This window comes from Paenibacillus sp. AGC31, from assembly GCF_057334655.1.
This window is the reverse complement of sequence record NZ_JBHFJH010000030.1, coordinates 211,244-236,789: the sequence shown is the minus strand read 5'-3', so window position 1 is coordinate 236,789 and position 25,546 is coordinate 211,244. Positions and strand designations below refer to the sequence as shown.

General features: G+C 44.5%; 18 protein-coding genes. 4 read left to right on the top strand and 14 right to left on the bottom strand.

The features are described from left to right. Positions 1-292 precede the first annotated feature (292 nt). The 5 genes from ACE04G_RS18240 to ACE04G_RS18220 all read right to left on the bottom strand — a co-directional run bounded on the left by ACE04G_RS18240 (position 293) and on the right by ACE04G_RS18220 (position 5,446). On the bottom strand, positions 293-1,441 hold the full coding sequence (locus tag ACE04G_RS18240; RefSeq protein WP_449004927.1) for an ABC transporter permease: 1,149 nt from the start codon (positions 1,439-1,441) through the stop codon (positions 293-295). Between the two features lie 2 nt (positions 1,442-1,443). Further along, positions 1,444-2,562 carry an ABC transporter permease gene (locus ACE04G_RS18235; RefSeq protein ID WP_449004928.1) on the bottom strand — a complete coding sequence of 373 codons (1,119 nt, stop codon included), beginning with the start codon at positions 2,560-2,562 and terminating at the stop codon, positions 1,444-1,446. A gap of 32 nt (positions 2,563-2,594) precedes the next feature. Then, positions 2,595-3,530, bottom strand: a complete 936-nt coding sequence (locus tag ACE04G_RS18230; RefSeq protein ID WP_449004929.1) for an ABC transporter ATP-binding protein — start codon at positions 3,528-3,530, stop codon at positions 2,595-2,597. 125 nt (positions 3,531-3,655) lie between these two features. Further along, on the bottom strand, positions 3,656-4,768 hold the full coding sequence (locus ACE04G_RS18225) for a sensor histidine kinase (RefSeq protein WP_449004939.1): 1,113 nt from the start codon (positions 4,766-4,768) through the stop codon (positions 3,656-3,658). 21 nt (positions 4,769-4,789) lie between these two features. Continuing rightward, complete coding sequence (locus tag ACE04G_RS18220; RefSeq protein WP_449004940.1) at positions 4,790-5,446, bottom strand: response regulator; 657 nt, start codon at positions 5,444-5,446, stop codon at positions 4,790-4,792. 406 nt (positions 5,447-5,852) lie between these two features. Between ACE04G_RS18220 and ACE04G_RS18215 the strand changes: the two genes are divergently transcribed. Together ACE04G_RS18215 and ACE04G_RS18210 are read left to right on the top strand one after the other, a co-directional pair. Then, positions 5,853-6,464, top strand: coding sequence for a TetR/AcrR family transcriptional regulator (locus ACE04G_RS18215; protein WP_336758296.1), 612 nt, complete (start codon positions 5,853-5,855; stop codon positions 6,462-6,464). After that, positions 6,461-7,072, top strand: a complete 612-nt coding sequence (locus tag ACE04G_RS18210; RefSeq protein WP_307536069.1) for a GNAT family N-acetyltransferase — start codon at positions 6,461-6,463, stop codon at positions 7,070-7,072. Before ACE04G_RS18215 ends, ACE04G_RS18210 begins: the two co-directional genes overlap by 4 nt. Before the next feature lie 216 nt (positions 7,073-7,288). Here the strand turns inward: ACE04G_RS18210 and ACE04G_RS18205 are convergent, their stop codons facing one another. Further along, complete coding sequence (locus ACE04G_RS18205) at positions 7,289-7,522, bottom strand: Type 1 glutamine amidotransferase-like domain-containing protein (RefSeq protein WP_449004941.1); 234 nt, start codon at positions 7,520-7,522, stop codon at positions 7,289-7,291. A gap of 582 nt (positions 7,523-8,104) precedes the next feature. Between ACE04G_RS18205 and ACE04G_RS18200 the strand changes: the two genes are divergently transcribed. After that, on the top strand, positions 8,105-8,557 hold the full coding sequence (locus tag ACE04G_RS18200) for a hypothetical protein (RefSeq protein ID WP_307412028.1): 453 nt from the start codon (positions 8,105-8,107) through the stop codon (positions 8,555-8,557). A 303-nt stretch (positions 8,558-8,860) separates the two neighbouring features. Here ACE04G_RS18200 and ACE04G_RS18195 read toward each other — a convergent pair whose 3' ends face one another. The 7 genes from ACE04G_RS18195 to ACE04G_RS18165 all read right to left on the bottom strand — a co-directional run bounded on the left by ACE04G_RS18195 (position 8,861) and on the right by ACE04G_RS18165 (position 15,938). Beyond that, positions 8,861-9,397 carry an AAA family ATPase gene (locus ACE04G_RS18195; protein WP_449004930.1) on the bottom strand — a complete coding sequence of 179 codons (537 nt, stop codon included), beginning with the start codon at positions 9,395-9,397 and terminating at the stop codon, positions 8,861-8,863. A gap of 137 nt (positions 9,398-9,534) precedes the next feature. Beyond that, positions 9,535-10,293, bottom strand: a complete 759-nt coding sequence (locus tag ACE04G_RS18190) for a formylglycine-generating enzyme family protein (RefSeq protein ID WP_449004931.1) — start codon at positions 10,291-10,293, stop codon at positions 9,535-9,537. Between the two features lie 211 nt (positions 10,294-10,504). Beyond that, positions 10,505-10,645, bottom strand: a complete 141-nt coding sequence (locus ACE04G_RS18185; RefSeq protein ID WP_449004932.1) for a hypothetical protein — start codon at positions 10,643-10,645, stop codon at positions 10,505-10,507. 100 nt (positions 10,646-10,745) lie between these two features. Then, the gene (locus tag ACE04G_RS18180; RefSeq protein ID WP_449004933.1) at positions 10,746-11,423 is read right to left on the bottom strand and encodes a hypothetical protein; all 678 of its coding nucleotides are present in this window, start codon (positions 11,421-11,423) and stop codon (positions 10,746-10,748) included. Positions 11,424-12,445: 1,022 nt separating this feature from the next. Continuing rightward, positions 12,446-13,282 (bottom strand): alpha/beta fold hydrolase, encoded by an 837-nt coding sequence (locus ACE04G_RS18175; RefSeq protein WP_449004934.1) that lies wholly within the window; start codon positions 13,280-13,282, stop codon positions 12,446-12,448. 249 nt (positions 13,283-13,531) lie between these two features. Then, positions 13,532-14,566, bottom strand: coding sequence for a glycoside hydrolase family 43 protein (locus ACE04G_RS18170; RefSeq protein WP_449004935.1), 1,035 nt, complete (start codon positions 14,564-14,566; stop codon positions 13,532-13,534). A gap of 1,060 nt (positions 14,567-15,626) precedes the next feature. Then, positions 15,627-15,938 carry an RNA polymerase sigma factor gene (locus tag ACE04G_RS18165; protein ID WP_486094566.1) on the bottom strand — a complete coding sequence of 104 codons (312 nt, stop codon included), beginning with the start codon at positions 15,936-15,938 and terminating at the stop codon, positions 15,627-15,629. A gap of 802 nt (positions 15,939-16,740) precedes the next feature. Between ACE04G_RS18165 and ACE04G_RS18160 the strand changes: the two genes are divergently transcribed. After that, a complete protein-coding gene (locus tag ACE04G_RS18160; RefSeq protein WP_449004657.1) occupies positions 16,741-17,949 on the top strand; it encodes a sugar efflux transporter in 1,209 nt (402 codons plus the stop codon). A gap of 150 nt (positions 17,950-18,099) precedes the next feature. Here ACE04G_RS18160 and ACE04G_RS18155 read toward each other — a convergent pair whose 3' ends face one another. Further along, positions 18,100-25,416, bottom strand: coding sequence for a DUF5695 domain-containing protein (locus ACE04G_RS18155; RefSeq protein ID WP_449004658.1), 7,317 nt, complete (start codon positions 25,414-25,416; stop codon positions 18,100-18,102). Positions 25,417-25,546 lie beyond the last annotated feature (130 nt).

Below are 25,546 nucleotides of genomic sequence, written 5' to 3'. Positions count from 1 at the left end.
TTTTCAACCTCCAATTAGTCTATAAAGATGCCCATTTTGAGTAAGATATGACTCTCCTTTCAATTCCTAATTATACGGACTTCATCATCGTTCACCTCCTACTAAAGACTGAAATTTCAGAGTCCGGATTGGATCGATATTTTGAATTTTTCAATACGTTCCCGCTAGGCAATATGGAGAATCAACATTGTCTTAATAACTCTGAATTGGCTCCCCCTTATAAACTGCGTTACTCTCCTACAATATAGTAGATTGGAAGTGGATGATTAGAATATGGGATTAGCTTATTTTCTTAAATATAGCTTCGAGTATCATTGTTCCTTCCAAACTTATAGACGGCTATTAAAGATAAGGCAACGGAAAAAGCAATCAAAATGATCAGATTCAAGGATAGTTGCCCCATGGATACCCCTTGCTGTAGGTTGCTAAAGGTATCCAGAAGCCAATACTGGGGAAGAAAATGCGCGAGCTGCTGCATAGTTGCTGGCATTAATTCAAGCGGAAACATACACCCAGACAGCAAGCTGCTAGGTATAAGGATCATATTCTGCATGCCACTGGCTGCTGAAGAGCTGCTTGAGAATGCCACGACTACAAGCGATAGACCTATTGCCACCAGAGCAAATAACACAAGAATTAGGAACATGCTCCAATAAGAAATACCCGGATCGACACGAAAAATATTTATCATGATCAACAGTGTCATTGCAATCTGAAGCATCATCATAGTCAAATTAACGATGATATTAGATAAGACATAGGTTCTAGGATTGATTGGTGAGGATAAAAGGCGATAATAGGTTCTATTCTCTCTTTCCTTAATAAGAATTCCAGATAAATTCGAAGCGGACACCAGCATGAGGACGAGCAAGTAACCTATTGATTGATTGGTTTTGTTGTAATTTACGGAGTGATCCTCTACTTTCTCTTCTGATAATCTGAAATCTGTAGTTTGAAATCCCTCATAAAGGGTTTCAAACTTAGCCTTATCGCCTTTAACCACCATGCCGATCGAAGCCATATTGTTAATTTGTTGATCCAAGGATGCTTTCACATGTCCGGTAACCTGCGCTCCCTTAATGGATACGATCTTAATATTTGTGGGCTTGCCGACAATCAAACTCTGTGCGAAACCTGCGGGAAGGATAATCGCTGCATCAAGATCGCCAGCAGCAATCAGCTCTTTTATCTCATTCTCCTCAATCTCACTTACAATCATGGAATCCTGTCTGCCCACCGAATCTATAACACCCTTCGTAATCGTCTGACCTCCATCATGATTAACAATGCCTATTCTCAATTCGGTTTCTCCCGTGCCCCCTTGGACTAGGGTCGCGAGCAGAATTCCCATAACAGGAAAGACAAAGTATACAAATAGATTCAAATAATTTTTAAAGGTAGAAATAAATGTTTTCCGGATTAGCCATAACGTGTCTCTCATTTTTACAAGCCCTCCTTTCTGCGCATCATCGTTAATGCGATACTAAGCAAGACGACCGCGAAGCCGATATTTAACAGCATGGCGCTAACCGCTGCTGACAGACTGTCTGCATAGATCATTTCGAGAAGTGCAGCATTGGACCATTGCAGCGGAGAAAGAGAAGAGAGGGTTGCCATGATCCCCGTAGCCTTCTCGACCGGGAAGTATGAACCGCCGAGAAATGCAGCCAATTGGATAATAATCATAACAACAGTGCCTGATGCATTACCCTTGATGATATAACTGAACCCGAGTCCCATGCTCACAGCGAAAATGATTTCAGTAAAGAGCGTTAGAAACACTAGACTCAAATTTTCTCCCCAATAGGCATTAAACATGTATTTACTGATGAGCACTACGACAATTGTGAGTATTAAATTCAGCACGACCAGCCCTGCTAATTTACCTGCGAAAATTTCGATTTTCGTTATCGGTGAAGCAAGCAATCGGACAGCGGTGTTCCTTTTGCGTTCACCGTCTATTAATTGTGCGGCCGTCAAGGCACTATATAAAATAATCATTGTCGTTATCGCTATAGCGAAATAGTCCATAGCACCCGGTTTTCTTGTCGCATTCAACGACTCCTCCACCACATAACTTTCAGCGCTGCTTCCAATCATGATCGCATCTGCTTGCTCCGTGTCTGTACCTGATACTTCAGCCGCCAATCGGTAACGATCTACAAAAGCCACAAGCATACTCTTAGTAATATCGCTTTCAATCAAGCTCTGACTACTGCTGTAAAACTTCAGCCCACTGTCCGAAATCTCGACGTAACCCGCATAGTGGTTGTTTTTCACTTCCATTTTTCCATCCGACTTTTCGTCTGCCTTCTCGAGTTTAATGCCAGCTTGACGCATCTGCCCCGTGAAGTCGTCCCAATACTTAGAGAACTCACTCGATGTGCTATTATTCCTATAAAGTACGTTGATCTCTTCAACTGTTAAACTGCCGTTAAAAGCATTCGTAAGCGCTGTTCCCAAAATAAGCATGGTTAATAGCGGCGAAACCACTAAGAACAAAAGCATCTTGGGATCGCGGATAACCTTTAACTCTTTAAGCATTATTCTAAAAACGTTCATTTCCCCTTCGCCTCCTTTCACTTCTTTCTTAATTAGTCCCGCAGACTTCTGCCTGTCAATGTCAGAAACACCGTCTCCAAACTAGGCTCATTCTCTTCCAATGAACGTATTTCAATATCATCCGCCATCAACTGCTGGATGATCCGGTTCAAATTATTGACCTCGGAATCAGAGGTGATCTTAACGATTCGATCCTCCACTTCAACCCGGTTTACGCCAGCAATTCCCTCCAACTTGTTTTTATCCAGATTTTCGGTTGAACGGACCTCGATACCTATATTTTTCTGATTCGTAATGATAGCCTTTAATTGACCTTTCGTTCCTTCCGCGATAATCTTGCCGTGGTCGATAATGGCGATTCTTGTACAGATCTCCTCGACCTCTTCCATGTAATGGCTGGTGTAGATGATCGTGCTGCCCAATTCGTTCAGTTTCTTCACGGAACCAAGAATATAGTTGCGAGATTGCGGATCAATCCCCACCGTTGGCTCATCCATGATGAGCAGCTTTGGCCGATGGGCGATTGCACAGGCTATGTTCAATCTTCGCTTCATACCGCCTGAGAAATTTTTGGGATAGCTTTTGTGCTTGTCACCAAGTCCCACGAATGCTAGTGCTTCAACCACCCGCTCCTTTAACTCGGCTCCTCTGAGTCCATATAATCCGGCGAAAAAATGAACGTTCTCGTATGCAGTCATATCCTCATAAATAGCCATTTCCTGCGGCACGATCCCGATGTTCATCTTCGCGAATTTACCATGCTTAGCGATACTCTTGCCAAGAACTTCGATTTCCCCTTTGGTTACCCGGAGCAGAGAGGCAATCATGTTAATGGCCGTACTCTTACCTGCTCCATTCGCACCCAGAAATCCGAAGATCTCGCCTTCCTTCACAGACATCGTGATATTGTCCACGGCAATAAAATCCCCAAATTTCTTCGTAAGCTGCTTAATTTCAAGGACGTTCATTCGTAACACTCCCGTTTCGTCTTTAGGATAATGTAATTGTAATAAAAAAGGATGCTCCTGTGACAGTGCACAAGTTCATCCTTTACCCCTGAGAATATTCCTATCTAATCATCGTAAATCTCATCTTATCCGTGAGGAATTAATGTAGTGACACTGAAGCCTCTTGAGCCATCGACGATAATCGTACCAGATACGCTTGCTGCCCGTTCTTCCATGCCGATTAATCCCAAGCCTTTTATCACCTTCTGCTCTCCTTTGCCGTTGTCCGATACATCGACCTTGATCAAGGATCTCAGTACCTCGATATGGATGGAGACGAAAGTAGCGTTTGAATATTTCATGGCATTGGTCAACGCTTCCTTGGTGTTCTCCTGAATGACCTTCCACTGGATCGGAGTAATGATGTCGACATTACCTTCATGAGTGAGAGAGGTCCTGAACGTATGTTTCGCTGAAAATTCATCAACGAATAATTTCATCCGATTCATTCCGAGCTGCTCTTTCGGAGGCTTCATATTCTTAAGCACAAGGCGAATACTCTCGATTCCGTCCTTGGAGATATTGATTGCATTTTGCAGCAGTTCCGCCGACTTGTTCGGATCGGAGGTGAACAAACGCTTCGAGGCTTCCATCTGGATCAATGCACCCGTCATAGAATGTCCGATCTTATCATGAATTTCCTGGGACAGTCGGTTACGCTCCTCCAGTTTAATCGTATAATCGGACTGTCTGATATATTCTTTATTCTCATTTAGGCTTTTAGTCAACTGCTGGATATGTTCGTTTCTTTTTTCAATGTCCTCTTTGAGGTCTGCATTTTTGTTTATGTAGGTGTTAAGCAAGAGGTAAAAGAGGAAACTTAGCATCGCAACGAGACCATAAGTAACCAAGATGGCTTGAAATTCTTGAGACAGTAACAAGAGCGGAACCATCATGAGAAATAGAATAATTCCGCGTTTGCGCAGATATATAGTAAATAGTTCGTATATGTTCAGAGGTAACAGGAGTAACAATAAGGGTTGGATGTATGACGAGGACATTGCAGTAACCAGCATAGACAGCAGAAGCACGATCGTCGTGACACTACCTTTTTTAGTGATATGAATGGAAATATTCAAACACAGGTAGAGGAGGATGTACAGCATATACCATGGTGAAATCGAACCTACAGATACATAGGATTGAATAACCACATAGCTCAAGAGGATCGCTTTTATGCTCATTGTCCAGAGTTCTATAGGGGCTCCCCTCTCCGTCATTTAATCCACTTCCCCGGTCAGAAAATAAATCGCGATTTGTGTACGATGTGTAAAGCTCTTCTTGCCTAGAATAGAAGTAATGTGGTTGGCTATGGTGCCTTCTGAGATGAACAGTTTCTTCGAAATTTCACGATTGGAAAGCCCCTTCGCAATGAGGAACATAATGTCGTGCTCTCTATCAGTGAATAAGCTTCTGTCGATCTTACTCCCTCTATCTTCTTTCTTATCTTTATCCTTGTCCGGTAGCAAACTAGATTTCAACTTATCCAGCACAGCATCCTGCAGTACATTATGTCCGTTGTATACAGATATGATGGCGTCCCTAATCCGCTTCGGATCGTTATTCTTGAGCAGATATCCCTTCGCCCCGTTGCGGATCGCATCGATAATAAACGCCTCGTCATCGAAAGTGGTTAGGATTAGCGCTTTGGTTCCTGTCTGCTCGGAGATCAGCTTGGTCGCTTCCACACCATTCATATTGGGCATCTGCACATCGAGCAGTGCTACGTCTACTTCATTCTTCCGGCAGAAATCAACCGCTTCTTGACCATTCTGAACCGTCGCCAATACTTTGAACTCATCGAAAGTGGTCAGAATAATTCTCATGCCTTCCCGGATAAAGGGATTGTCATCCGCAATAATGACCTTTATTTTCAACACTGCTCACTCTCCGTTCATCGCTATTTAGCAATATCCATCACATTGTCATATTCATTTGTTAGTATAGCATTCTTCTCTTCGCTCATTAATACATAAATTATGATAAGCTTTTACCCATGTGTTCTTTAGAAAATTGGTCATTCATCCATATGTATCAGATAAGTTATTGGTGCGCATTTCACTACGTTTCCAAATAACTAAATGAATTAGCAGTGAGATAGACTGGGGCTATTTAACTAAGGTTCCCATTTTATTTAATGAGTTCCTTAGGCGGCCGAAGTCCTTTGACTTGCTCGCGGGTCTAGCGGCTCGTCTACCGCTCCCTACTCCACATTACACGTTGACAATTTGCTTCAATGATTTTATGATGAATTAAAATTCATTCAATAAAGGAGCTTCCAAAGTGCCCCGTACACCTGAGCAATACGAGGCTATGCGCCTTGCAACCCGCACCAAAATTCAGACAGCGGCGATGCGGCTGTTTGTTCGTCAAGGATACGGCTCCACCAATGTGCAGCATATTGCCGATCAGGCTGGCATTAGCACCGGTCTGCTGTACCGCCATTACAAAACAAAGGATCAGCTATTCGAGGAACTGGTGCAGTTTGCCATGGCCGGACTTGAGACGCTGATCGCGAGATTTCAGACCAGTGATGAGCCTGCTGAGGAACTGGCACGGTTCGCGAACGAGGTGTATCTCGATCTGTCTTCTGGCGATGACTTGGGACACCTCTTATTGCTGATGTTGCAATCCTTCTTCTCCACGGAGACGGACGGTCGGAAAGCGGCTCTCAAGCAGATTAATACCGATCTACTGCAAGCGACTGCCACGCTCATCGTTCAAGGACAGCGGCAGGGCCAGCTCCGTGAAGGGAACGCTTTTGAGATGGCACAATATTTCTTTTCCTCCATTCAGGGGCTGGCGATGATGAAGGTGATGCTGGAGGAAAAATTCACGATGCCGTCGAGATCGCTCTTGACCTTAGTATTCGAAAAGGAAGGTGAAACGTTATGAAGTACTCGGGCGCATTTGAGGTTGTCCGCGCAGACCACGCGGGTGTACAGGTAAGAAACCAGATGGCGGAGATTTTCGCCGACGGCTTCTCGCAGTGGCTCACGTATTTTTCTAAAGACCGAGATGTCACCGCAAAGGCGTTCGCCCATATGTTCGTGCTAGATCAATTTTATGTGGCTCTCGCTGGCGATCGGGTGGCGGCCTTCGGCGCATGCACGGACTGTCAGAGCTTCTCCCTAGAACTTCAGAGCGCACCGCTCCGTAGGCATCTGGGTTGGTTCAAGGGTTCGATGGCGGCACTCATTCTGAAGAGGGAGTTCCAAAAGCCGTTTGTCGACCCGCCGGCCGAAACGGGATCGGTCGAGTTTATCGGTACTGCCTTATCCTTCCGCGGCCAAGGAGCGGCTTCGGCAGTTATTAAACATATGCTGGTTCATTTGCCGTACCGTAACTATCTCATAGAAGAGGTTGCCGATACCAATGTCCCGGCCATTCGATTGTATGAGAAGCTGGGGTTCACGGAGTACAAACGCAAGTCCCTATCTCCCAGGCAGGCCCGTATATCAGGTATCAATCACATGGTCTCGTTGTGTTTCGAGAAGGCCTAAACGCCACAACAAGCTTGAACAACTTGCGCCGACAACATTTATAAGATCTGCGTATCTTTCAGATAAAAGTTATATTTACTAGGTTCTTAAAATTATCCAAACTATAAAATACCCGAGAACCGATTGAACTATTCTGCCCATTAGTTGAACAAAGAAGCAGCCGATCCCATTGATCAGCTGCTTCTTTGTATTATTGAGCTATTGTTTCCCGTTAGTTCAATAAGAACCTAAAAATTCTGTTTGAAGTTCTGTCTCTATAACCTTCTTTTCGAAGGAAACACTACACGCCTTAGCGTTAGGTTTTGAGCTAACTATTTTACTAATTCCTTGTTCTTTGTAATGAATAGCAACTCCATCATCTGTAGCAATCCCTGATTGAATTTTTTTTGATTCAATAAGTTTGTGATATGCAGTTCTTCTTTCTATTTTCCCATCGTAATGCGGACAAATACTCCGCTTTTAAAAACTCAAACATTTTAATTCTTTGAGACGCTCCAGTTCCATAAATGGAATAGAAATCTCTACAAAATCACACTTCGTAATTTAAAATCACTTCCTCTTACCGGCATAGATCGAAGTAGACGACCTCGTTTTTTTTCTTGGACACTTTATTCACCTCAACCCATCTTATGACTTTAAGGTGAATAATATTTTCTTAAAACTCTGGACTGCCTGTAAATAATCAGGTAATAAAAAAAGAGTAATTTCACATCGCAAACTACTCCTTTTATTAGACAAACGTTTCCCCCTAGTTGAATAAAGGCAACCAATCATGTTGATCCGCTAGCTCCTTTGGTTTTAGGCATGAGCCCGATACAATACATAGCTCATGCCGAACAAGTTGCATAATAATATTTGTCTAACTTTAAGGGGTTACTTTAACGTTGGTCTGCTGCTTTCTTGGTTTTTATTGAACTTCTATCGTTTCCAGTTAGTTTAATAGAGTGGATTAACCTGCCTCTATGAATCTGCGTCCAAGCAATTAATATTTGTTGGCATAAAGTAAGAATAGAAGAAAGAGAGGTGTAAAGTATGCCTATTCAATTTTTAGATTCACGCATGTCCCTTAATAATACCTTTAGTTCGGGTACTACAACCTTAGTAACAACCCCTACGTTACTGGGTGATATCGGTCTGCAAACTGTCGCTGCAATAGGAACCCCAAACGAAAGTGATGTGCGTATTTTACTTTGGGGAACAGTTGGGGTTTTTAGATCTGCAACAAACTTAGTCAATATCTATGTTGAAAGAGGAGGCACTGGTATATTCGGTTCAGGATTACTAATCTTCAATTCAACAATTGATTTAACCTCTGGCCCAGGCACTAGACTCTTTAGTTTTACCGCTGGCGACTTCCCACCAGTATCTAATGTTGTAACAGGCCAGATTCGCTATACCATGTATGTTGCAAGTGCTGCAGAAACTCCTGTAACTATTCTAGGCCCTGTATCCTTTAACGGTTCGGCTCAAGCAGGCACATCTTAATCAATTTAGAAGAACTTAAATGCTATACTTGTTCATCTACTTCACAGCCCCCCACTTAATTTTATGTAATGATTAATGTATATATTAATAAAGGTGTGAAGAGGAAATCCACAGTTCTGATGCCGTGTTGTTCGGCCCAGTGTTTCATTTGCATCAATTTAGGCATGGGATTCCTTCTCAACTAATTAATTGAGGTCCATTGATATCACTAACCTGCCCGTTAGTTGAACAAAAGCAGCCAATCACATTGATCGGCTGCTTTCTTTGTATTATTGAGCTATCGTTTCCCGTTAGCGTCATCGTTTATGTTATCAACGCCTCGTTTTGTAGTCGCATGATTATTTCTTTAACCGTCTCTTTAGGGGACAAATCAGATGAATCCAACCAAAGACCCGAGCGTGGAGTTTCATTTCGCAATACGCGATCCAACTCATCTACGCTCCAAATCCCATAACCCTTCTTTGCCCGCATAGCCTCTCTCGTTGCAACCACTGTAGAGTTTGGACAAAGCACGACTAAGTAAAATGGCCGGCTCTTAATAAACGAGATGAAATCAGTAAGTAATGGTCCGATGACAACATCTTGAACAACGACTGTATATCCCGCCTTATAATACATCTCCGCTGATTGGGCGGCGAGCTGGTATCGTAACCTCAACTGATCAAACTCGTCACTTTCTGAATCTGGACGAACCTCTTTGCGGTTATTTACAATCATTCTGCGAAAAATATCACCTCGTAAATGCACCGATTTATCAAATTGTTCGGACAGTAATTGTGCTACGGTAGATTTTCCACTAGCCATTATTCCTGTAATGAGTATGATGTTTGGATTTTCCACTAACCTAAAACCACCCTCCTTTAAGTTATTATATAAACATGTCGGCTACCTTCGGGTCATCAGTAAGCTATAGTTTCACGATAGTTGAACACTTACCGTATGCTCAACGACTTGAGCAAACTCGATGTGTCGTTTTCTCAAGGATTTGTAAGTGCAATTCTAAAACCAAGATCATCTATTTTGAAAATGGGCATGCTTTTCCTTCTACACGTAGAACCACAATTGTTCTCCACTTCAGCCCAACTGCCTCCCCTGAAAACTCTATAGTTCCCATATCGTTCAGCATCATATAGATCCCAGCACCATTCCCAGACGTTACCGATCAAGTCATAAAGTCCCCATGGATTAGGAAGCAACTGTCCTACTTTATGAACAGATCCATTGGAATTTCCTTGATACCATGCAATTTGATCAATTCTTGAATACCGATATCCCGTTGATCCTGCTTTGCACGCATACTGCCATTCAGCGTCTGACAGTAATCGAAATCCATTCGCTATTTTGTTATATATTGTGTTCTCACTTTCGTTTGTAACTGTGTAACATTCCATCCTGCCAAGCTTTCTCGATAACTCATTACAGAAAGCAATAGCATCCATCCACGAAACTTCCGTAATTGGCAGCTTACTCACAATCGGCTCTATTTCTTCTTCATGCATGACAAAATGATATAACTGCTGTGTTACTGGATACTTCATTACATGGAATGGCTCTATAGCTTCAGTCCACGTTATAGTCTTTTTACTACTTCCTGGGTTAGATAAAGTGTAATCAGTACTAAGCCATTTATTTGTATTAAGAAAATCGCGTAGTTCAATTGATCCGCCTTCTATGGGTACCATCAAATCCATTATTTCTTTTAGAAAACGTACCTTGTCACTTCCGTACTTTTCCATATCTATCCCCCCCATTCTAACTTACCGCCAATCAAATTCGACCCAGAAACTGTATTATCCTGCTTAATAGTTGCTAACGACGATAAACTCGTCGATACTTTTAGTGTGGTTCACCGCGTCTAATCTTGAAAGTATCCTGCCCGTTAGTTGAATAAAGCAACCAATCATATGGATCAGCTGTTTATTATGCTAATGTTTTCCATGACTAAATTCAGTTCAGAATTTCTCCCTGAATCGCTAGGCTTCCAATCGCCTTAAATCGTTCTGCCTCCATGGTTTTGCCGAAATAATCGGCTGGATCAACGTCTTCCATCAGTCCCCATTCGACCATATCTGGCGTACGGGTCAGCAATTTCCGATGCGACTATCGAGAATCCTCTCTATCCCTGGATATTCCTCGAATCTTCTTTCGATGAAATGTTGAATAACCGCCCCGTAAAGGGGCGGTTTTCTTAGGCTTGCATAAATGCTTCTAACGGTTCCAGAATCGCGAACGTCTTCTTTGCATCCTTCTTCCGTTGCTCATCATAGAGTTTGGTCAACTCTTCGAATGAGTTAGCTTTAATCTTCGTATAACTCGATTTGGTGTATCTGATTATGTACGTCTTTACCCCTTCCTCTTCACTCCACTCGTAAACGACATCATATTTGTCCCTCAAATTCTTTAAATGAAGTGACCGGCGCAACACTGCAAAGTGTTCTTCAATGGCTTCATCGCATTCCTCCATAATCTTCTCGTATGTGCAGCCAACTCGCATCAGAATCTCCGATGCCCGTTCATCGCCGTATCTCGCGAGAAATTCCTTCAACGAAACCAGCGCATATAGCAATATTTGTTCCTTGTCATTCGGATTCCTGTATTCATAACAGCCTACAACCAAATTACGGTCGGTCATCTCCTCCTTACTGAATTGCATATTAAACAAATACTCGAGTGTCTTTTGCTTCATAACGGTTTCCAACATCTGCTCTTTATCAATCCTGATGCCCGTTGTCACCCACGGAAACGGTAGTTGGCCGTTACCTTCACGCAGTATGCTACCCCTAAGATTCAAAATCGGCATACCCGTAGCAATTGCGTACGACCTGTTATATCCTTCGCCCGCGAATTTTTCCTGTTCTTCTAGCATGTGTCCTGCCTCCTTTTAGTACCAAGTTCCATTCGGCGACTATTGCATATCCATAAAACTACCACTTTTTTATGCTGGTCTCTTATTAATTCATCAGCGCTTTTCATTAACCCACAGATATTTCTGGAATATATTGTATCATATGAGAACAATAAGTCCATCTAATGGTTCCGTTATCCTGCCTATTGGCTAATGCCGACTGCCAGTCTATAACTTTATTTTCACAGAACAGCTGAAGCCCAGGCGACCGGCACGCCACTGCTCTCTCCGATCCGGACGAGATCCGCGCAGCTTCATACATAGTGCCCAAAGGTGCAGCTCACACACAGGACGTTCCTATTAAGCTAACCTGCCCGTTAGCTTAATGAATTAACGAGGAAAAGAACCGTTTAGGTTTATGCCTAATCGGTAATTGGACTATGTTCTTGTCCATTCCGGCAATCGGTACAAGTTCTTGTCCTTGGCTTGGGACAAGAACTTGTACCGATAAAATAAAAAAGTCGCTAAAATAGCGACTTCGAAGGGACCATGTTCTTGCCCCTCGACATATTTACATACTCAGTAACGGTATTAAGCTCAGCTGTTGAAGTACATGCAATATATAATGGAAATATTTTAATTTGTTCACCTCTTCGATTTTTATATATGCATATGTCCTGGCCTTAGATTAAGATTAATTATCAAACTTAGGGTTAAGGTGGTCTTCTTCTATCTTCGAACGAAGCTCTCTTCATTAGAATATACAGGTTAGTTGGCGTATACAAAGTACTATTAATTTCAGACAGTGTTTCAGTATGGAAAGTCGTTGATAATAACTCATTGAGTTTGGTTTTTAGTTCGTCATGGAGTGAAGAAGCGGTCGCTTCCTTGCACAACAAGGTTGATACAACCAGGATTGTCCGGGAACAACATGATACAGTCGAATTTCTGTAATCGTTGAAAGAGCAGGACACCCCTACTCCAAAAGGGTGTCCTGCTCTTTTTTTATTTCGTATGTTTTTCTAACCAGTTTTAATCAAAGCTTAGCTCTTCAGAAATTCGATCAACGCTGCATTAAATGCTTCAGGATGTGTCGCATTAAAGCCATGTGGTCCACCTTCTACAACAACAAGCCGGCTGCCAGGGATAGATTCATGTGTACGTTGTCCACTGACTTCAAGCGGCACAATGGCATCGGAATCGCCATGAATAACCAGGGTCGGAATATTGAATTTCTCCAGGTCCTGACGGAAATCGGTAAGAGCAAAGGCAGCAATGCAATCCAGGGTACCCTTAGGGGATGCCAGAGCAGCAATATCCCGGTTATATAGACGGAACGGCTCGCTCACAAGGTCTGTACGATCTCCTGCAGCGAAAAAGTTATTTGTAAATCCATCCAAGAAGGCTAGACGGTCACCCTTAACCCCATTTTGGAATTCAGCAATCGTTGCATCGTCCAATCCTCCCTGTGGATTGTCCTCGGACTTATACAGGTAAGGAGGAACAGCGCCTGCAAATACAGCTTTGGAAACCCGTTCCGTTCCATATGTTCCGATATAGCGAGCTACTTCGCCGCCTCCCATGGAGAACCCAACCAGTGTAGCATCGCGCAGATCGAGGTGCAAAATCAATTTATGTAAATCAGATGCAAAAGTATCGTAGTCATAACCATCCCAAGGTTGGGAAGACTGACCAAAACCACGACGATCATACGTGATAACACGGTAGCCCGCGTCAATCAGGATAGGTACTTGTTTCTCCCAGGATCTTCCACTCAAAGGCCAGCCATGAATAAGGATGATGGGTTTCCCCTCGCCATGATCTTCGTAATACAGTTCAATTGGTTGTGCATTCTCTTCGCCTACGTTTACTTTAGCCATGGAAAATCCCTCCGTTTAGTTATGATCGTTTAATTGTTACTATTCAAATGCTACATATGCAATCTACTATTGTCAATCGTACCCAAGAATTAAATAGAATCGTTCATTGTAAATCATTTTCTCCTGTTCTACACATAGTCTCACAGTAAAATATTCTTTGTTCAGCAGAGATTTTCTCCAAGTTTGAGTAACACAACTGATCCTCCTATCAAAAAAGCAGCCCCGTCAGGAGCTGCCTCATGTTATGCCTTATTTTGTAATCCTATCTGTTTCCGCTAACTCGCCAGCTAACTCGCCACCCGGATAAGGATTGATCTTCTGGATCGTTCCGTCTTCGTTGTATTTCAGTTCGGAATATTTAACGCAGCGCTTGTGGTTGACGCCTTCCGACAGGGAGCTGTCGTGATAGAACAGATACCACTTATCTTCAACTTGCACAATGGAGTGGTGGGTTGTCCAGCCGATAACTGGAGAGAGAATCTCGCCCTTGAACGTGAATGGTCCCATCGGGTTCTTGCCGATCGCATATACGAGCTTATGCGTGGTTCCTGTAGAGTAGGACAGGTAGTAATAGTCGTTATATTTATGCATCCATGGGCCTTCAAAATATCTCCGTTCCTCATCCCCGGCCAGAATCGGATTCCCGTCTTCATCGACAATTGATATCTCGGCAGGCTTGCCCTGGAAGGACAGCATATCGTCACTAAGCAGTGCAACTTGCGGTCCAAGCGCTGGCTGGTCAGGACCCGGTCCTTCTGCATCTGGCATGAAGCTGCCGGTCTGCCATTTCTCCAGCTGTCCGCCCCAGAGTCCGCCGAAATAGATGTATGACTGATTGTCGTCATCCACCAGTACGGCCGGATCGATACTGAAGCTGCCTTCCATATAATTCGGCTGCGGCGTGAACGGGCCTGCCGGAGACTCTGATGTTGCCACACCCAGACGGAAGATGCCGTCATGGTCCCGTGCCGGGAAGAACAGGTAATAGGTATTGTTTTTATAAGCGGCATCCGGTGCCCAGAGCTGCTTGGAGGCCCACGGAATATCTCTCAGATGCAGCGCTTCGCCGTGATCGACCACAGGGGAATCGAAGTTGTTCATCGAGAGGACATGATAGTCTTCCATTTTATACTGGTCGCCGTTATCGTTGCTCGGCTCGTCATGATCAAGGTCATGGGAAGGATAGATGTAGATTTTGCCCTCGTAGACATGGGCGGACGGGTCCGCAGTGAAGATGTGGGTTACGAGTGGCTGGTGGGGCTTAGGTAGTTGTTGTTGATTCATAAGGCATCTCCTTTGGTATTGGATAATAGAATCCTTCATAATTAGGGCTGGTGTTCTCTGTACCGTTGCCCAAGGCGCGCAGCCCCAGGTAGACGCCGGTGAAGCAGCTGGCTGAGGCAAGCCAACAAGGGAGGCGCTTCATCGTCCAGCATGTAGGCATTCCCGCGCTAGGTTCAGAATAGCGCTCAAGTATCCAGCGATTACGGTAATTCATTGATTGCATCCTCAGAATTCAAAGCAAGCGTTTACAATCTCTAATGTTATTGTATAAGCCCCGCTTATTCTTTCCTATACACATAATAAAGATCTTTCCCCGAAAAAATGTACAATTCCCGCCTATTTGATTATATTGGAAATATACACCTATTGCTCGCGTTTTGCTTCTTGTTTTGTGTCGCCGCACAACAAGGCCAAGAAAAAAAGGCCGCTGGCGCAAATGATTGCGGGTGGCCTTTTGCTGTAATCGAATATGAGGGTGTGCAGAAAAGGAGGAAAGCGCGTATTAGCTTGAAAAATTAGACGCGTTCATTGTGCCTCTTCTGACCACGAATAGGTCGTTCCTTCCTGCCGTTCTTAGGTAAACATTTAGGATAGCGTCACCATACATACCTGTGGACGAAATGGAGAATCGCTCCGACGAATCGGTCTACACTGGAATTCTCCCCAGTTTCTTACCTTTTTGCGAATCTTGATAACTGACTTGCGACTGTAAAGCTTTCGCCCATTTCCGGTGAATTTCCTTCCTCGGCAAAAAACTGGAATTGTAGTTAGATATCCCGTCTATAAGTCAACTTTTTGCCAAGTTTATCAAAAAAGAATCTTCGGGGATACCTATTTAGGTGGAGCATCCATGTTGGAGCCAAGCAAATCTTCTATCGTTACTATGGATTGGATTCAAGGGTAAGAAAGATTATTAATGTTGAACAAAAGTGCTCTCCGACTGAGATCGGCGAATGTTGCTTAGATAATCTGTACTCACTCTTTACTTTGTATTTGAGTTTGTTGTTTAGAACACTAACGAGATGTAATCATCTCTTCAGCTATTGTGACCAGATCCTCTTTACCTAGCGTCCCTCCATCCAATTCGATGGTAAGTAACGTAATTAGTTTCCTTATCCCTGGCATCGGGACTTTTATTCAGAATTCCAGCAATTTCAGCAAACGATTTTTCTTCAAAAACGCGCAGAATCAATAGGTTCCGTTCAACTACATTTAGTTTCTCAAGCGCCCGGCTTAGTGGTTCGTTAAAGAGTTGACTATCCAGCATTTCTGCAGGACTAATGGTAGATTGATCTTGAGCCATTAATCTGAAATTCCATTTCTGTTGCATTTTTTTTCGACGGATTATGTTTATGCAGTGATGATAGGCCAATTTGTAGAGCCAGGCGGAGAAATAAACCTCAGGCTAACGTAGTCCTGAATTTCGCCCGCTTGTACTCTTTTAATTCTGTATTCGGTTTCCTCATCCATGTTTCTTTAAGACACCTCCCAGGTATTCGCGATGAAGTTTATATATGTATAACAAACGAGGTAGTTCTAAAGGGACATTTTTCAGAAAAAGTTTCTAACAACAATATGGTAACTTAGGAAGTTCGCATCTGTGTATTTTATAAAACAAAATTAAAGCTGATTTGAGTACACCTGATTTGTTTTGAAACCTCAACTTTTTTTATCATGGGCATCCCTTCCTTTGGTGCTCATCTCATCTTTTTAAATCTATCGCCTGTCTTTAATTGCGTTAACTTTAACGCTCATCCCCCTATCTTGTAAAAGGGATTTTTGGTGGCTTCAAGCATAGTTTACAGCAGAATGAGGCCTTGGATCATGCTCTACATGTACTGTCTTAGAAATGACTATGTATCTCTTTAATAACAACCTGTTGATAGTGAAAAGGGAACCTCCTTTTTCCGGGAAATGCCTTTAATTTACTGTATACTCACACGAGTCTATGGTAGGTTTAGGCAAGCATTTGGCACGAATGTTATATTGTTTGTGTTGTCATTTAGTACATAATAAAGATGTACGATTGATTCTATTCAGCCATGAATGTGAGCGTTTATTAGCTTCCCAAAGTGGATGTGAAGAATTCACCAGTAAAATGCACTTAGACGAGATAAAGCAAGGTCATGCATGGTGGTTACACAACAACAAATTCTGAGGAGTAATTTTACACTATGATCAATCGATTCATCAGCTTGTTTTCCATTCCTTCGTATGCTTTACTCTTTATGTGTATGACATTACAGGGAATGGGCATTTCACTCAGTACCCCCTTTTTATCTATTTATTTCACGGAACAGCTTGGCGTATCCATTGGAATGTTTGGTCTTTATCTAGCTGTTACACTAATTGCAGGAATATGGATCAGTACGCTAATCGGGAGACGTTCTGACCTCGGCTTGAATCGGAAGAACGTTTATCTTTTCTCTACTCTCTCTAATGTCCTGGCCTTTAGTGGATACTTGTTCATTCAAGAGTTTCCGATGTTGTTCATTTACATGACTGTGTTTACTGCCCTTGGTGCACTAGGGATGCCCCAGTTGTTCGCTATTTCCAGAGAAGCAGTGATAAAGAGTCATTTTACGGAGCGTGCGTTTGCTAATTCTACCTTGCGTTCTGCTTTCTCTCTCGGCTTTATTACAGGTCCTTTAATCGGCACTTTATTACTCACTGCTATTGGATTTAAGGGGATTTTTTTGGGGACGATCGGAGCTTTCCTGCTCGTAGCTCTGCTTGTTTTCCTGTTTCTCAAATCAAACACAGAAATGAAGAGCAGTAATGCTGAAGCGAATATAAAAAGTTTCCGACTGGCTCAAAACCGGGATATTCTAATTCCTTTTCTCATTATGATACTCATGTATACGGCTCATTGGATGAGCACCATAAACACGGCTCTCTTTATTACAAACAATCTTGGGGGAACGACAAGTCATGTCGGTTTAGTCAGCAGTATATGTGCTGCGCTGGAAATTCCCTTTATGATTGTACTCGGTCTACTTAGTGCAAAGTATAGTAACCGAATCTTGGTGTTTTGCGGGGCTATTTTTGGAGGAGCTTATTATTTCGTTATCCTTATCTCGAACGAGATGTGGCAAATGCTTGCAGCACAAATTTTGCTCGCTGTTTTTGTCGCGGTCATTTCTGCGATTGGAATTAGCTACATTCAGGACCTGCTGCCTAGTATGCCGGGATATGCTTCCACACTCTATTCGAATTCATCCACTATCGGCAGGCTGATTGGTAGTCTTGTTGGTGGTGGAGTAGCCAGCATTGTGGGTTACCGATACTCATTTATCTTCTGCTTTATACTTATCATTGTTGCTGTAATTATGCTTGTGGTAAGTGGACGACAGCCTGTAGATGAACCGCAAATTTCGACTTAACTACGCCAATTCAACGGGATAATTTAGATTTTTAAGTTTTTCCAGGTATGGGGTAATTAACATTGGGCACGGCATCATGCTTGAAGCACTCCCTAAAAAGGAAACCGACCTTGGTCCTTCATAAAACAGAATCAAGGTCGGTTTCTTTAATTATAGCTGCAAGAAAATCTTATACAGAACCTGAACAGCTTCTGCTCTGGTTGTCGTTCCGCCAGGACTCAGGGTGACATTGCTTCGCCCGTTTATGAACCCCATTCTAACCATTGCAGCCATGTCATCAATTGCGTACTTTGCTACATTTTCCGCATCTGTAAATCTCTTGAGATCCTCAGCTGTACGGGTCTGCTCGGTTTTCCCAACTGCCCGCAAAGCCCGCATGGTCAGTACAGCCAAATCTTGTCTAGCAATTTCCATTTCCGGATAGAAGCTGCCGTTTGAACCCATGGCGATCCTGAGTGCTTTGGCGATTCCGATTTCCTCATAATAGAGGTCTGTTCGCTTCATATCACTGAAGGTGGTGTTTAACTCTGCTTTGAGATCCAGTGTCTTTACCAACCAAGCTAGATACTCACCTCTTGTGACCTTTTGCTCGGGACTAAAGCTTGTTGCTGATGTCCCGTCGATGAATCCTTTGGACGCCATTGTTTCAACCGCTGGTGCGTACCACGAATCCTTGATGACATCATTGAAGAACTTCTTCGTATAAACAACTGCATATTGACCTGTATTTGCCGCTGGAAAAACCATGGCTTGTAGAGCACTGTCGTATTTGCCATTCAGTAGCTGAACAAATGTACTATTTGCAGCCACGTACGAAACTGTAAGATATTTTGAATTGGCCAATTCTTCAACATCAGGAGTATAAGGCAGTCTGATTTCAACCGGTGCATTCAAGGTTGCCATTTCTTCTCCATCTAATTGCACAGCGAATGCAATAACAGGTCTGCTGGCTATCACTGATTTTACATCTGAATGAAGCTTTACAGTATCTAGCCGGCTCAGTGACAGTTCCACATTTTTGGCACCTGATACATACTTCAGCAAATTAGAAGGTACTGCAATGGTTCCAAATTCCGTGTTAATCTCGATCTTGATGTTGGCATGCGCTGCGGTTAGTGCAGCTGCAGGAAGCTCAACCGCATAGGAATGGGCTCCCTCTGCTTTCGGAATTTCCACCATAATTGTTTTAATATTATTGCTATTCGCCTTTACATACTCCAGAGCCTTATTAAGGTCTTCCTGCCGGATGGGTGCTCCTTTAGCTTTACCGGTTTTGGTATCCGTCTTTGGTGCCACAATCTTAATCCAATTCCCTTCGACTTTGATGTTTTCAGGAACCGGTGAAGGTGTGGTCACTGACACAGGTGCATCCGTTGACGGCGGTGTTTCCGTAGGCTTCGGATTGATGACTGGATTGCTGATAACGACAGTAAGGGATTGGCTCGCATAATGAGTTGCCGTCTCTTTATATCTTACCTCGTAAATTCCGTTGCCAAGACCTGTAACCTCTGTGCCTGTGATCGCATTCCAGGTGCCAGCGTCCACTCCTACTAGCAGATATTCCATTACAGGACTTACACCAGTGATCTTACCATCCTTGGCCCCAGCTGCACTGACATTTACAGCCTTGACCTCTGCACTGGACGGCGGACTTTGCTCCTGCTTGGTTCCGTCAGGCACAACGATCAGGATAGCAGGACTTGGATTGCTCATATCCGTCCCGGCGTACCGGAGCTCATAGCTGCCGGCCTCGAGGCCTTCAATGCGGGATCCACTAACCGGCATGTAACCACCTTGATCCGCCTTTCGGTACTCCATATCGACAGTCACATTTTCAATTCTGCCATCATTCCCGCTTGCCGCTGTAGGCGGTGTAATGACGAGTCCTTCCGCTGTTGGTGCCTCTCTATCTGCCTTGGCTTCATTGCGAATGTCCACGGTTACCGGCGGACTTGCCTTAAGGATGTCTGTGGCTGCATACCGGATCTGATAGCTGCCAGGCTCCAGATCGTTGATACTTGAACCTGTAACAGGCGTGTAGTCCTCTTCGCCAAGCTTCCGGTATTCCATCGTATCATTCAAACCCTCAATTATGCCTTTTATGCCGGTATCCGAATTGGCGTGTGAGATTACCCACCCACTCTCATCGGGTGCAACCTGCTCCTGTGTCTGCACTTCCGGAATAACGACTTCCTTATCCAGGCTGGCGCTCAGCGAACCGGTCTTCATATACCGGACATAATATTTACCGGCGGTGAGACCTGTGACCTCAATTCCTGCAATTGCTGTATATTCTTCTTCACCTTCCTTCTTATACTCCATTTCTGTTGTCACACCAACCAGTTTGCCGTCATCTCCATGGAGAACGGACGGTGCCACCCCGGCTGGTGTTACTGGAGCCTCGCGATCTTGAGTGGATCCGGCCTGGAGAACTTCCCATTCCCAAAGGCCAACACCGTTATCGCCTGCCTGTGATTGCTTGGTCAGGGTTACTCGCACTGCCTTTACATTCAGCACCGGGTCAAACGTGTACGGATTGGAGGATTCCGCTGGAGTATGTTCAACCACTTTGATTCCCTCCGTAACCGTTCCCGCTGTTACCCATTCATCAGTTGCGCTATCCGCCGGGATGTAGGAATATACAATTTGGGTAGGCGGCTTGATTCCGCCGCCATCTGACCACAGCACCAGATTCGAACTCCGGATGGTGGCACCCTGCGGCCATTCATATTGCACCCACTCCTCTGCGCCCTCATGGCCCCAGGTTCCCCAATGCAAAATGTTATTGCCATCTTTCTTTCCGTCGTTTACTGCAGCCAAACTCTCCCAAGGAGAGGTATAGCTGGAAGAAGCATTTGCGAGGAAGGCCATATTGCCGCCTCTCGGACTGAGCAGACGCAAATCCATCAAAAGCTTCTCAAGCGCCAGGCTAACTTCTTCGTCTGTGGCATTCATATTCTTGATCACAGCAGATGCATCTGTCTTCGCCGCTTCTATTGGCGCAAGGCCAGGATCTGCAAGGTTCGAAGAATTTAATGTATTTACATAGTTATAGACCTTGATCAGTTCTGACTTATCTACCGCTCCGGTATAGCCGTATACCTTCCATTCCAGAATACCGCTGCCATTAACGGAAGGCTTCATGTCCATACGAACACCTGTAATATATGCGGGCTCAAAGGTAGTCGTATTGTATTTATTAAGTTCATTTCCCAATCCCTTTATGTCCCGCGGGGTGTACCATTTCCCATCTTCGCCGCGAAGCATAAGTTGCATATCCTTTGGACGAAAGTTCCCGCCGTTGTCTTGAAATACATATACATCCATGGATGAGGCCAGGAATGGCTGATCCCATTCATACGTCACCCATGCTGGATCTCCTTCTCTACCCCAGTTATGCCATGCACTGTTGGGGGCACCACGGTTCGGCGAGAAATCTGCCGAGCTTTTAGGTTCAATGCCGTTATTCATCGCTTCCGGATATCCGTCGCCACCAGAGAAGCTAGCGGAAGCCTTGGCTGTCAGCGCCGCATTTTGAAGCTCAGTATTCACGACATGTACGGTAGCCCAAACCTCCAAGGCACTGCCATTGACCTTTCCTCTGGCTTCAAATTGGCCTACACTAGCATAGCCGCTTGGATCTATAGCATCCCAAGTGATTTCCTGCTCTAAATACCCTTCCTCTGACAGAATATAGATTTGTCTAGGAAGTTCTGGTTCAATATCCTTCTTGGTGACAACGCTGAGTGCCCGGTAAACGTCAACGGTATCTTCCTTAATCTCTATCGTTATATCCTTGCTGGCCTTCTTGTCTCCGTCTGTCGCACTGAAGGTAAACACGTAGGTGCCTGCCATGCTTACACGCGCATAGGCTGCTGTTTTGTCACCATCCACAAATGAAATGTCCGCTGAACCTTGAGGCTTTTGCTTGACGGCCCAAGTGTACTTCAACTGGGGTTCTTCTGCCTCGCTATGCACAGGGTCAGGAATGGCCTCCCCGGACAATACCACGATACTGTTATTTGCAACATCCTGAACCGCAGTTACGTGGCCAATTGCTGGAGGCTGTTTATCCGGCGGTGAAGCCAGTTCGAAGATGACCTGGCTGGAGCCAGTCAGTTGTCCATCACTTGCGCTAAGCTTAACCGTATATGAGCCTGCTTTGGTACCCGTAGCCTGTGTAATGCTTGCTTTCGGATGAGTAAAGGTTAGCTTGGCGCCTTCTGGGGCACTGACCACTTCCCATTGGTAAGACAGAGTTCCTTCCGGCGCGCCATCATCGGTTACAATCCCATTCAGCATAAATGGAATCAACGCCTGTGGATGTTGTGTCGCCAGCTCTACAGTAATTTGCGGAGCTTCATTTTCACCGCCGGCTGACTTTTCAATGATCAATTCAGCACGCTGCACGCTACCCATCTGAAACATGGCAACGCCTTCATTGTTCTGAACATAGAACTGTCCGGCAGCTGCACCATTCAGCTTCATGGTATAGTAGCCATTCTCGATCCCCACTCCATCGAACAAAATCCGTGAAGTATGCTCTTTCCCTGATGGATTCAGGAGCTGGAGAGTAAAACCCTTACCATCTTTTTGAATTTGCCCGCTTTCTACTTTATCGCTTTCCAGCTCCAAATAGATTTTCTCATCGATCAGATTAATCCGTTTGCCGAAACCGTCTTTCGGCGTAATATTGTAGCTATCTCCTTCGTCAGTTACCAGCGCTCCATAACCGAACAGCCCGAATATCGGATCTGTAACAATATCGGAGCTGATACTGAGAAGGGAACCATAGAGGCCTTCTTCTGATTCGCCCGAAAAATCATTCCAGCCGTTACTCATGACGCGTGAGCCGCCATCGTATACGTCCTTCGTACCTGTGCCTCCTTTATACATCGAATATCTCCAAGAGGTACCGCCAACTGAATTAGCCGAAATCTGTCCCATATTGACGGCATTGAAATTCGAAATCTTAGCGGCATAATTGCGCTGCTGTGCAATTGCCTTCTGCTCCACCGATCTGCCATCATTCTCATACCTTAGCCAGTCATCCATAATGTAACCTGCTAAAGACGCAGTATATTGGAAATTCCACCAGCCTTCACCGCCGCGGAAAACGGGCACGGAATAATGGAACCAGGTAGGCTGAATCCCGCGCATAGCACGTGTTTTCCAATCGGCCATTTCCATACTTTTCTCAGCTGCACCTGTAAGCGCGTCTGCTGGATAGTACGTGCGCAGAGCCTTAGCTGCTGCATAAGCCCCTTCTTCGCCAGTATTGTCATATTCAAATTCTGATCCGTAAGGATAAGTGGCTCTGGTCATATTCCGTCCCTTGTCGAGGGCGAACTTCTTCTGCAGATTGGTTGACTCGTTCTGCATCCCCTCTTCCTTCAGTGCTTCAATCATATCCGGGATTTGCTGCTCGCCATAGAATCCGATGGCCCCGGTGGAAACGCGCTTATAGTAAATGTTATAAGCTTTCTCCAGATAAAACTGAGGCGATTCCCGGTACTCGATCAAATTAGGATAAGCCTTCTGAATCCGGTACATGTTGAAAAATCCGGTAGCTTCCATGATTTCGGAGAAGGTACGTGTATAAGGCTTATCTTTGTCGGTATACGCTCCAGAATCTTTCAGCCAGTTCGCAACGATGTAGCTATCCTGAGTATTCTTCATGTATCGTTCCCACATGAAGTCGATCAGGAATGTCTCGATAGAGCGAATTTCATCGGGATTGGGAGCCAGATAGTTCTTCATCGTCATGAAGTTGATATTGTCATGACTCCAGTCATCTCCCCAATGGCTTGTATTTAGATCGATGCCGCTTGAAAGATACCAGTCGAAATAGTTACCGTAAGTTGGACTTTCCGGATTCTTATCCTGTGTTTGCTGGACCATGAATTCGGAATGGGCATCCGAGATTGCATCCAGCTCGGCTAGAACATTGAATTCAAATTGAGTGAATTTATCCACCCATTCGTTGCCGTCCTTCATCTTGTATTCGATACGCACACTGTTGTTGCCGATCGAATCAAACTGAAGTGAATAGATATGATGCTGTTCACCATTTACGATCTTGGTCTCCACAAACTCAACCGACTCGTTGTAGCCGGGGTTCCCGTCAGGCAGTCCACGTTCGGCCCGCGAGTTGTCAACCATTTCCTTTCTGCTCTTCCCAGGCTTGATATCCGGAATATGCGCTTCGTCAAACGGATCATTCTCTGCCACATTTTGAATATCGATGGATTGTACATCAACGATACTGTCGTCATAGTGCAGGTCTATCTTGACAGGCATATCGATCGCTGTCTGGAAGCCCGGCACCGCTACGGCATCAATCATACCTGATTTATATAGGATGGACCGGAGATTGGCTTCACGGTCTTCCATCGAGGTCGAACTATTATTTGGGCTTTGGGCGCTTTCCTGCGGCGTATTGTCGCCTCCACGGACTGCGGAGAATTTGAACTTATACGTCTTGGACTCATCCGGTCCTAGGACGAGGCTGGAAGCATCAGTAAAGTACCCGCGTCCCGTTTTTTGGATTTCTTTGGAGTGAATATAAAGCACGTTCAGCCCCGGATACCAGCCGCCACTGTCTCCTGTCCAGTTCTTAAAGGTGTCTGCAGCACGTCGCTCTCCTGCTTCATGCATCCAATAATCCACATACTCGATTCGAGCGCCGCTTTCCGGCACCGGAGTGAAGAGCATAAAGTTTCCCTCACCACTGGTGCGGATGGCATAAGAATATCCACTGTCAGCACCTGCGAAATTATGCACTGTCACACGGTCATCATAGGTATCGGATAAGGTCTGATATTTGTTATTCCAAGGCATTGGCAAGCCGATATCTCCGAATTCGATATACTGATTGCTCTTGTTCTTCACCGTAATTTCCCAAAGCAGTGAACCGTCATTGGTCTCCATATCAAAAACGGATTTCACATCGAAGCCCTTCATTACCCGCTGGCCCGTAGAGTCTAGGTTCTGTCCAATAAAGTTGACTTCTACCTTCTTGCCGTCTGCTGATGCGGTCTTGTTCATATAGGGGTTATCCGGATTAATGGTCGAATATTGTGTAGATCCCCCGGCAGCCAATGTTTTATTGGTATCAACTTCTACAAAGCCGTCCCTGTTATCAGGGAATTGTCCATTGGCACCCGTACGGTAAGAGAAGATCATTTCTCCCATCCATTGGTGCTGAGTACCATTCTGCGGCGATGTAGTGTTAGGCAGGACGAAATTGATTGGCTTCCCCTGTTTATTGGTAGGATTGTTGTTGATATAAAGCTCCTCAATCTGACCTAAGTCGCCAACTTTGGCCGACAGGCTGGCATTGGAGATACCGGTCTTTACTGCAGCCGTCGCGGCCGCAGGCAAAGCACTAACCTGCAGCGGCAGACTTGAAAATGCCAGGAGCAGCGCGATCATGAGCGGCTTCCACTTCTTCGAAATCATTGTCATTATAACCTCCTGTATATATGTGATCATATCCATTAGGGGTTTAATTCTCTTAAACCGGTAAGTATGGTTTCTTCTACGAAATACCTTTGACCGATCCATCGAAAATGACGTTCATTCTTTCGTCTAAAGT

Coding starts and splice junctions, on each gene's coding strand:
- ACE04G_RS18210 (WP_307536069.1), top strand. CDS start 6,461: ATGAAGTACTCGGGCGCATTTGAGGTTGTCCGCGCAGACCACGCGGGT.
- ACE04G_RS18200 (WP_307412028.1), top strand. CDS start 8,105: ATGCCTATTCAATTTTTAGATTCACGCATGTCCCTTAATAATACCTTT.
- ACE04G_RS18155 (WP_449004658.1), bottom strand. CDS start 25,416: ATGACAATGATTTCGAAGAAGTGGAAGCCGCTCATGATCGCGCTGCTC.
- ACE04G_RS18240 (WP_449004927.1), bottom strand. CDS start 1,441: ATGAGAGACACGTTATGGCTAATCCGGAAAACATTTATTTCTACCTTT.
- ACE04G_RS18190 (WP_449004931.1), bottom strand. CDS start 10,293: ATGGAAAAGTACGGAAGTGACAAGGTACGTTTTCTAAAAGAAATAATG.
- ACE04G_RS18175 (WP_449004934.1), bottom strand. CDS start 13,282: ATGGCTAAAGTAAACGTAGGCGAAGAGAATGCACAACCAATTGAACTG.
- ACE04G_RS18180 (WP_449004933.1), bottom strand. CDS start 11,423: ATGCTAGAAGAACAGGAAAAATTCGCGGGCGAAGGATATAACAGGTCG.
- ACE04G_RS18230 (WP_449004929.1), bottom strand. CDS start 3,530: ATGAACGTCCTTGAAATTAAGCAGCTTACGAAGAAATTTGGGGATTTT.
- ACE04G_RS18160 (WP_449004657.1), top strand. CDS start 16,741: ATGATCAATCGATTCATCAGCTTGTTTTCCATTCCTTCGTATGCTTTA.
- ACE04G_RS18235 (WP_449004928.1), bottom strand. CDS start 2,562: ATGAACGTTTTTAGAATAATGCTTAAAGAGTTAAAGGTTATCCGCGAT.
- ACE04G_RS18170 (WP_449004935.1), bottom strand. CDS start 14,566: ATGAATCAACAACAACTACCTAAGCCCCACCAGCCACTCGTAACCCAC.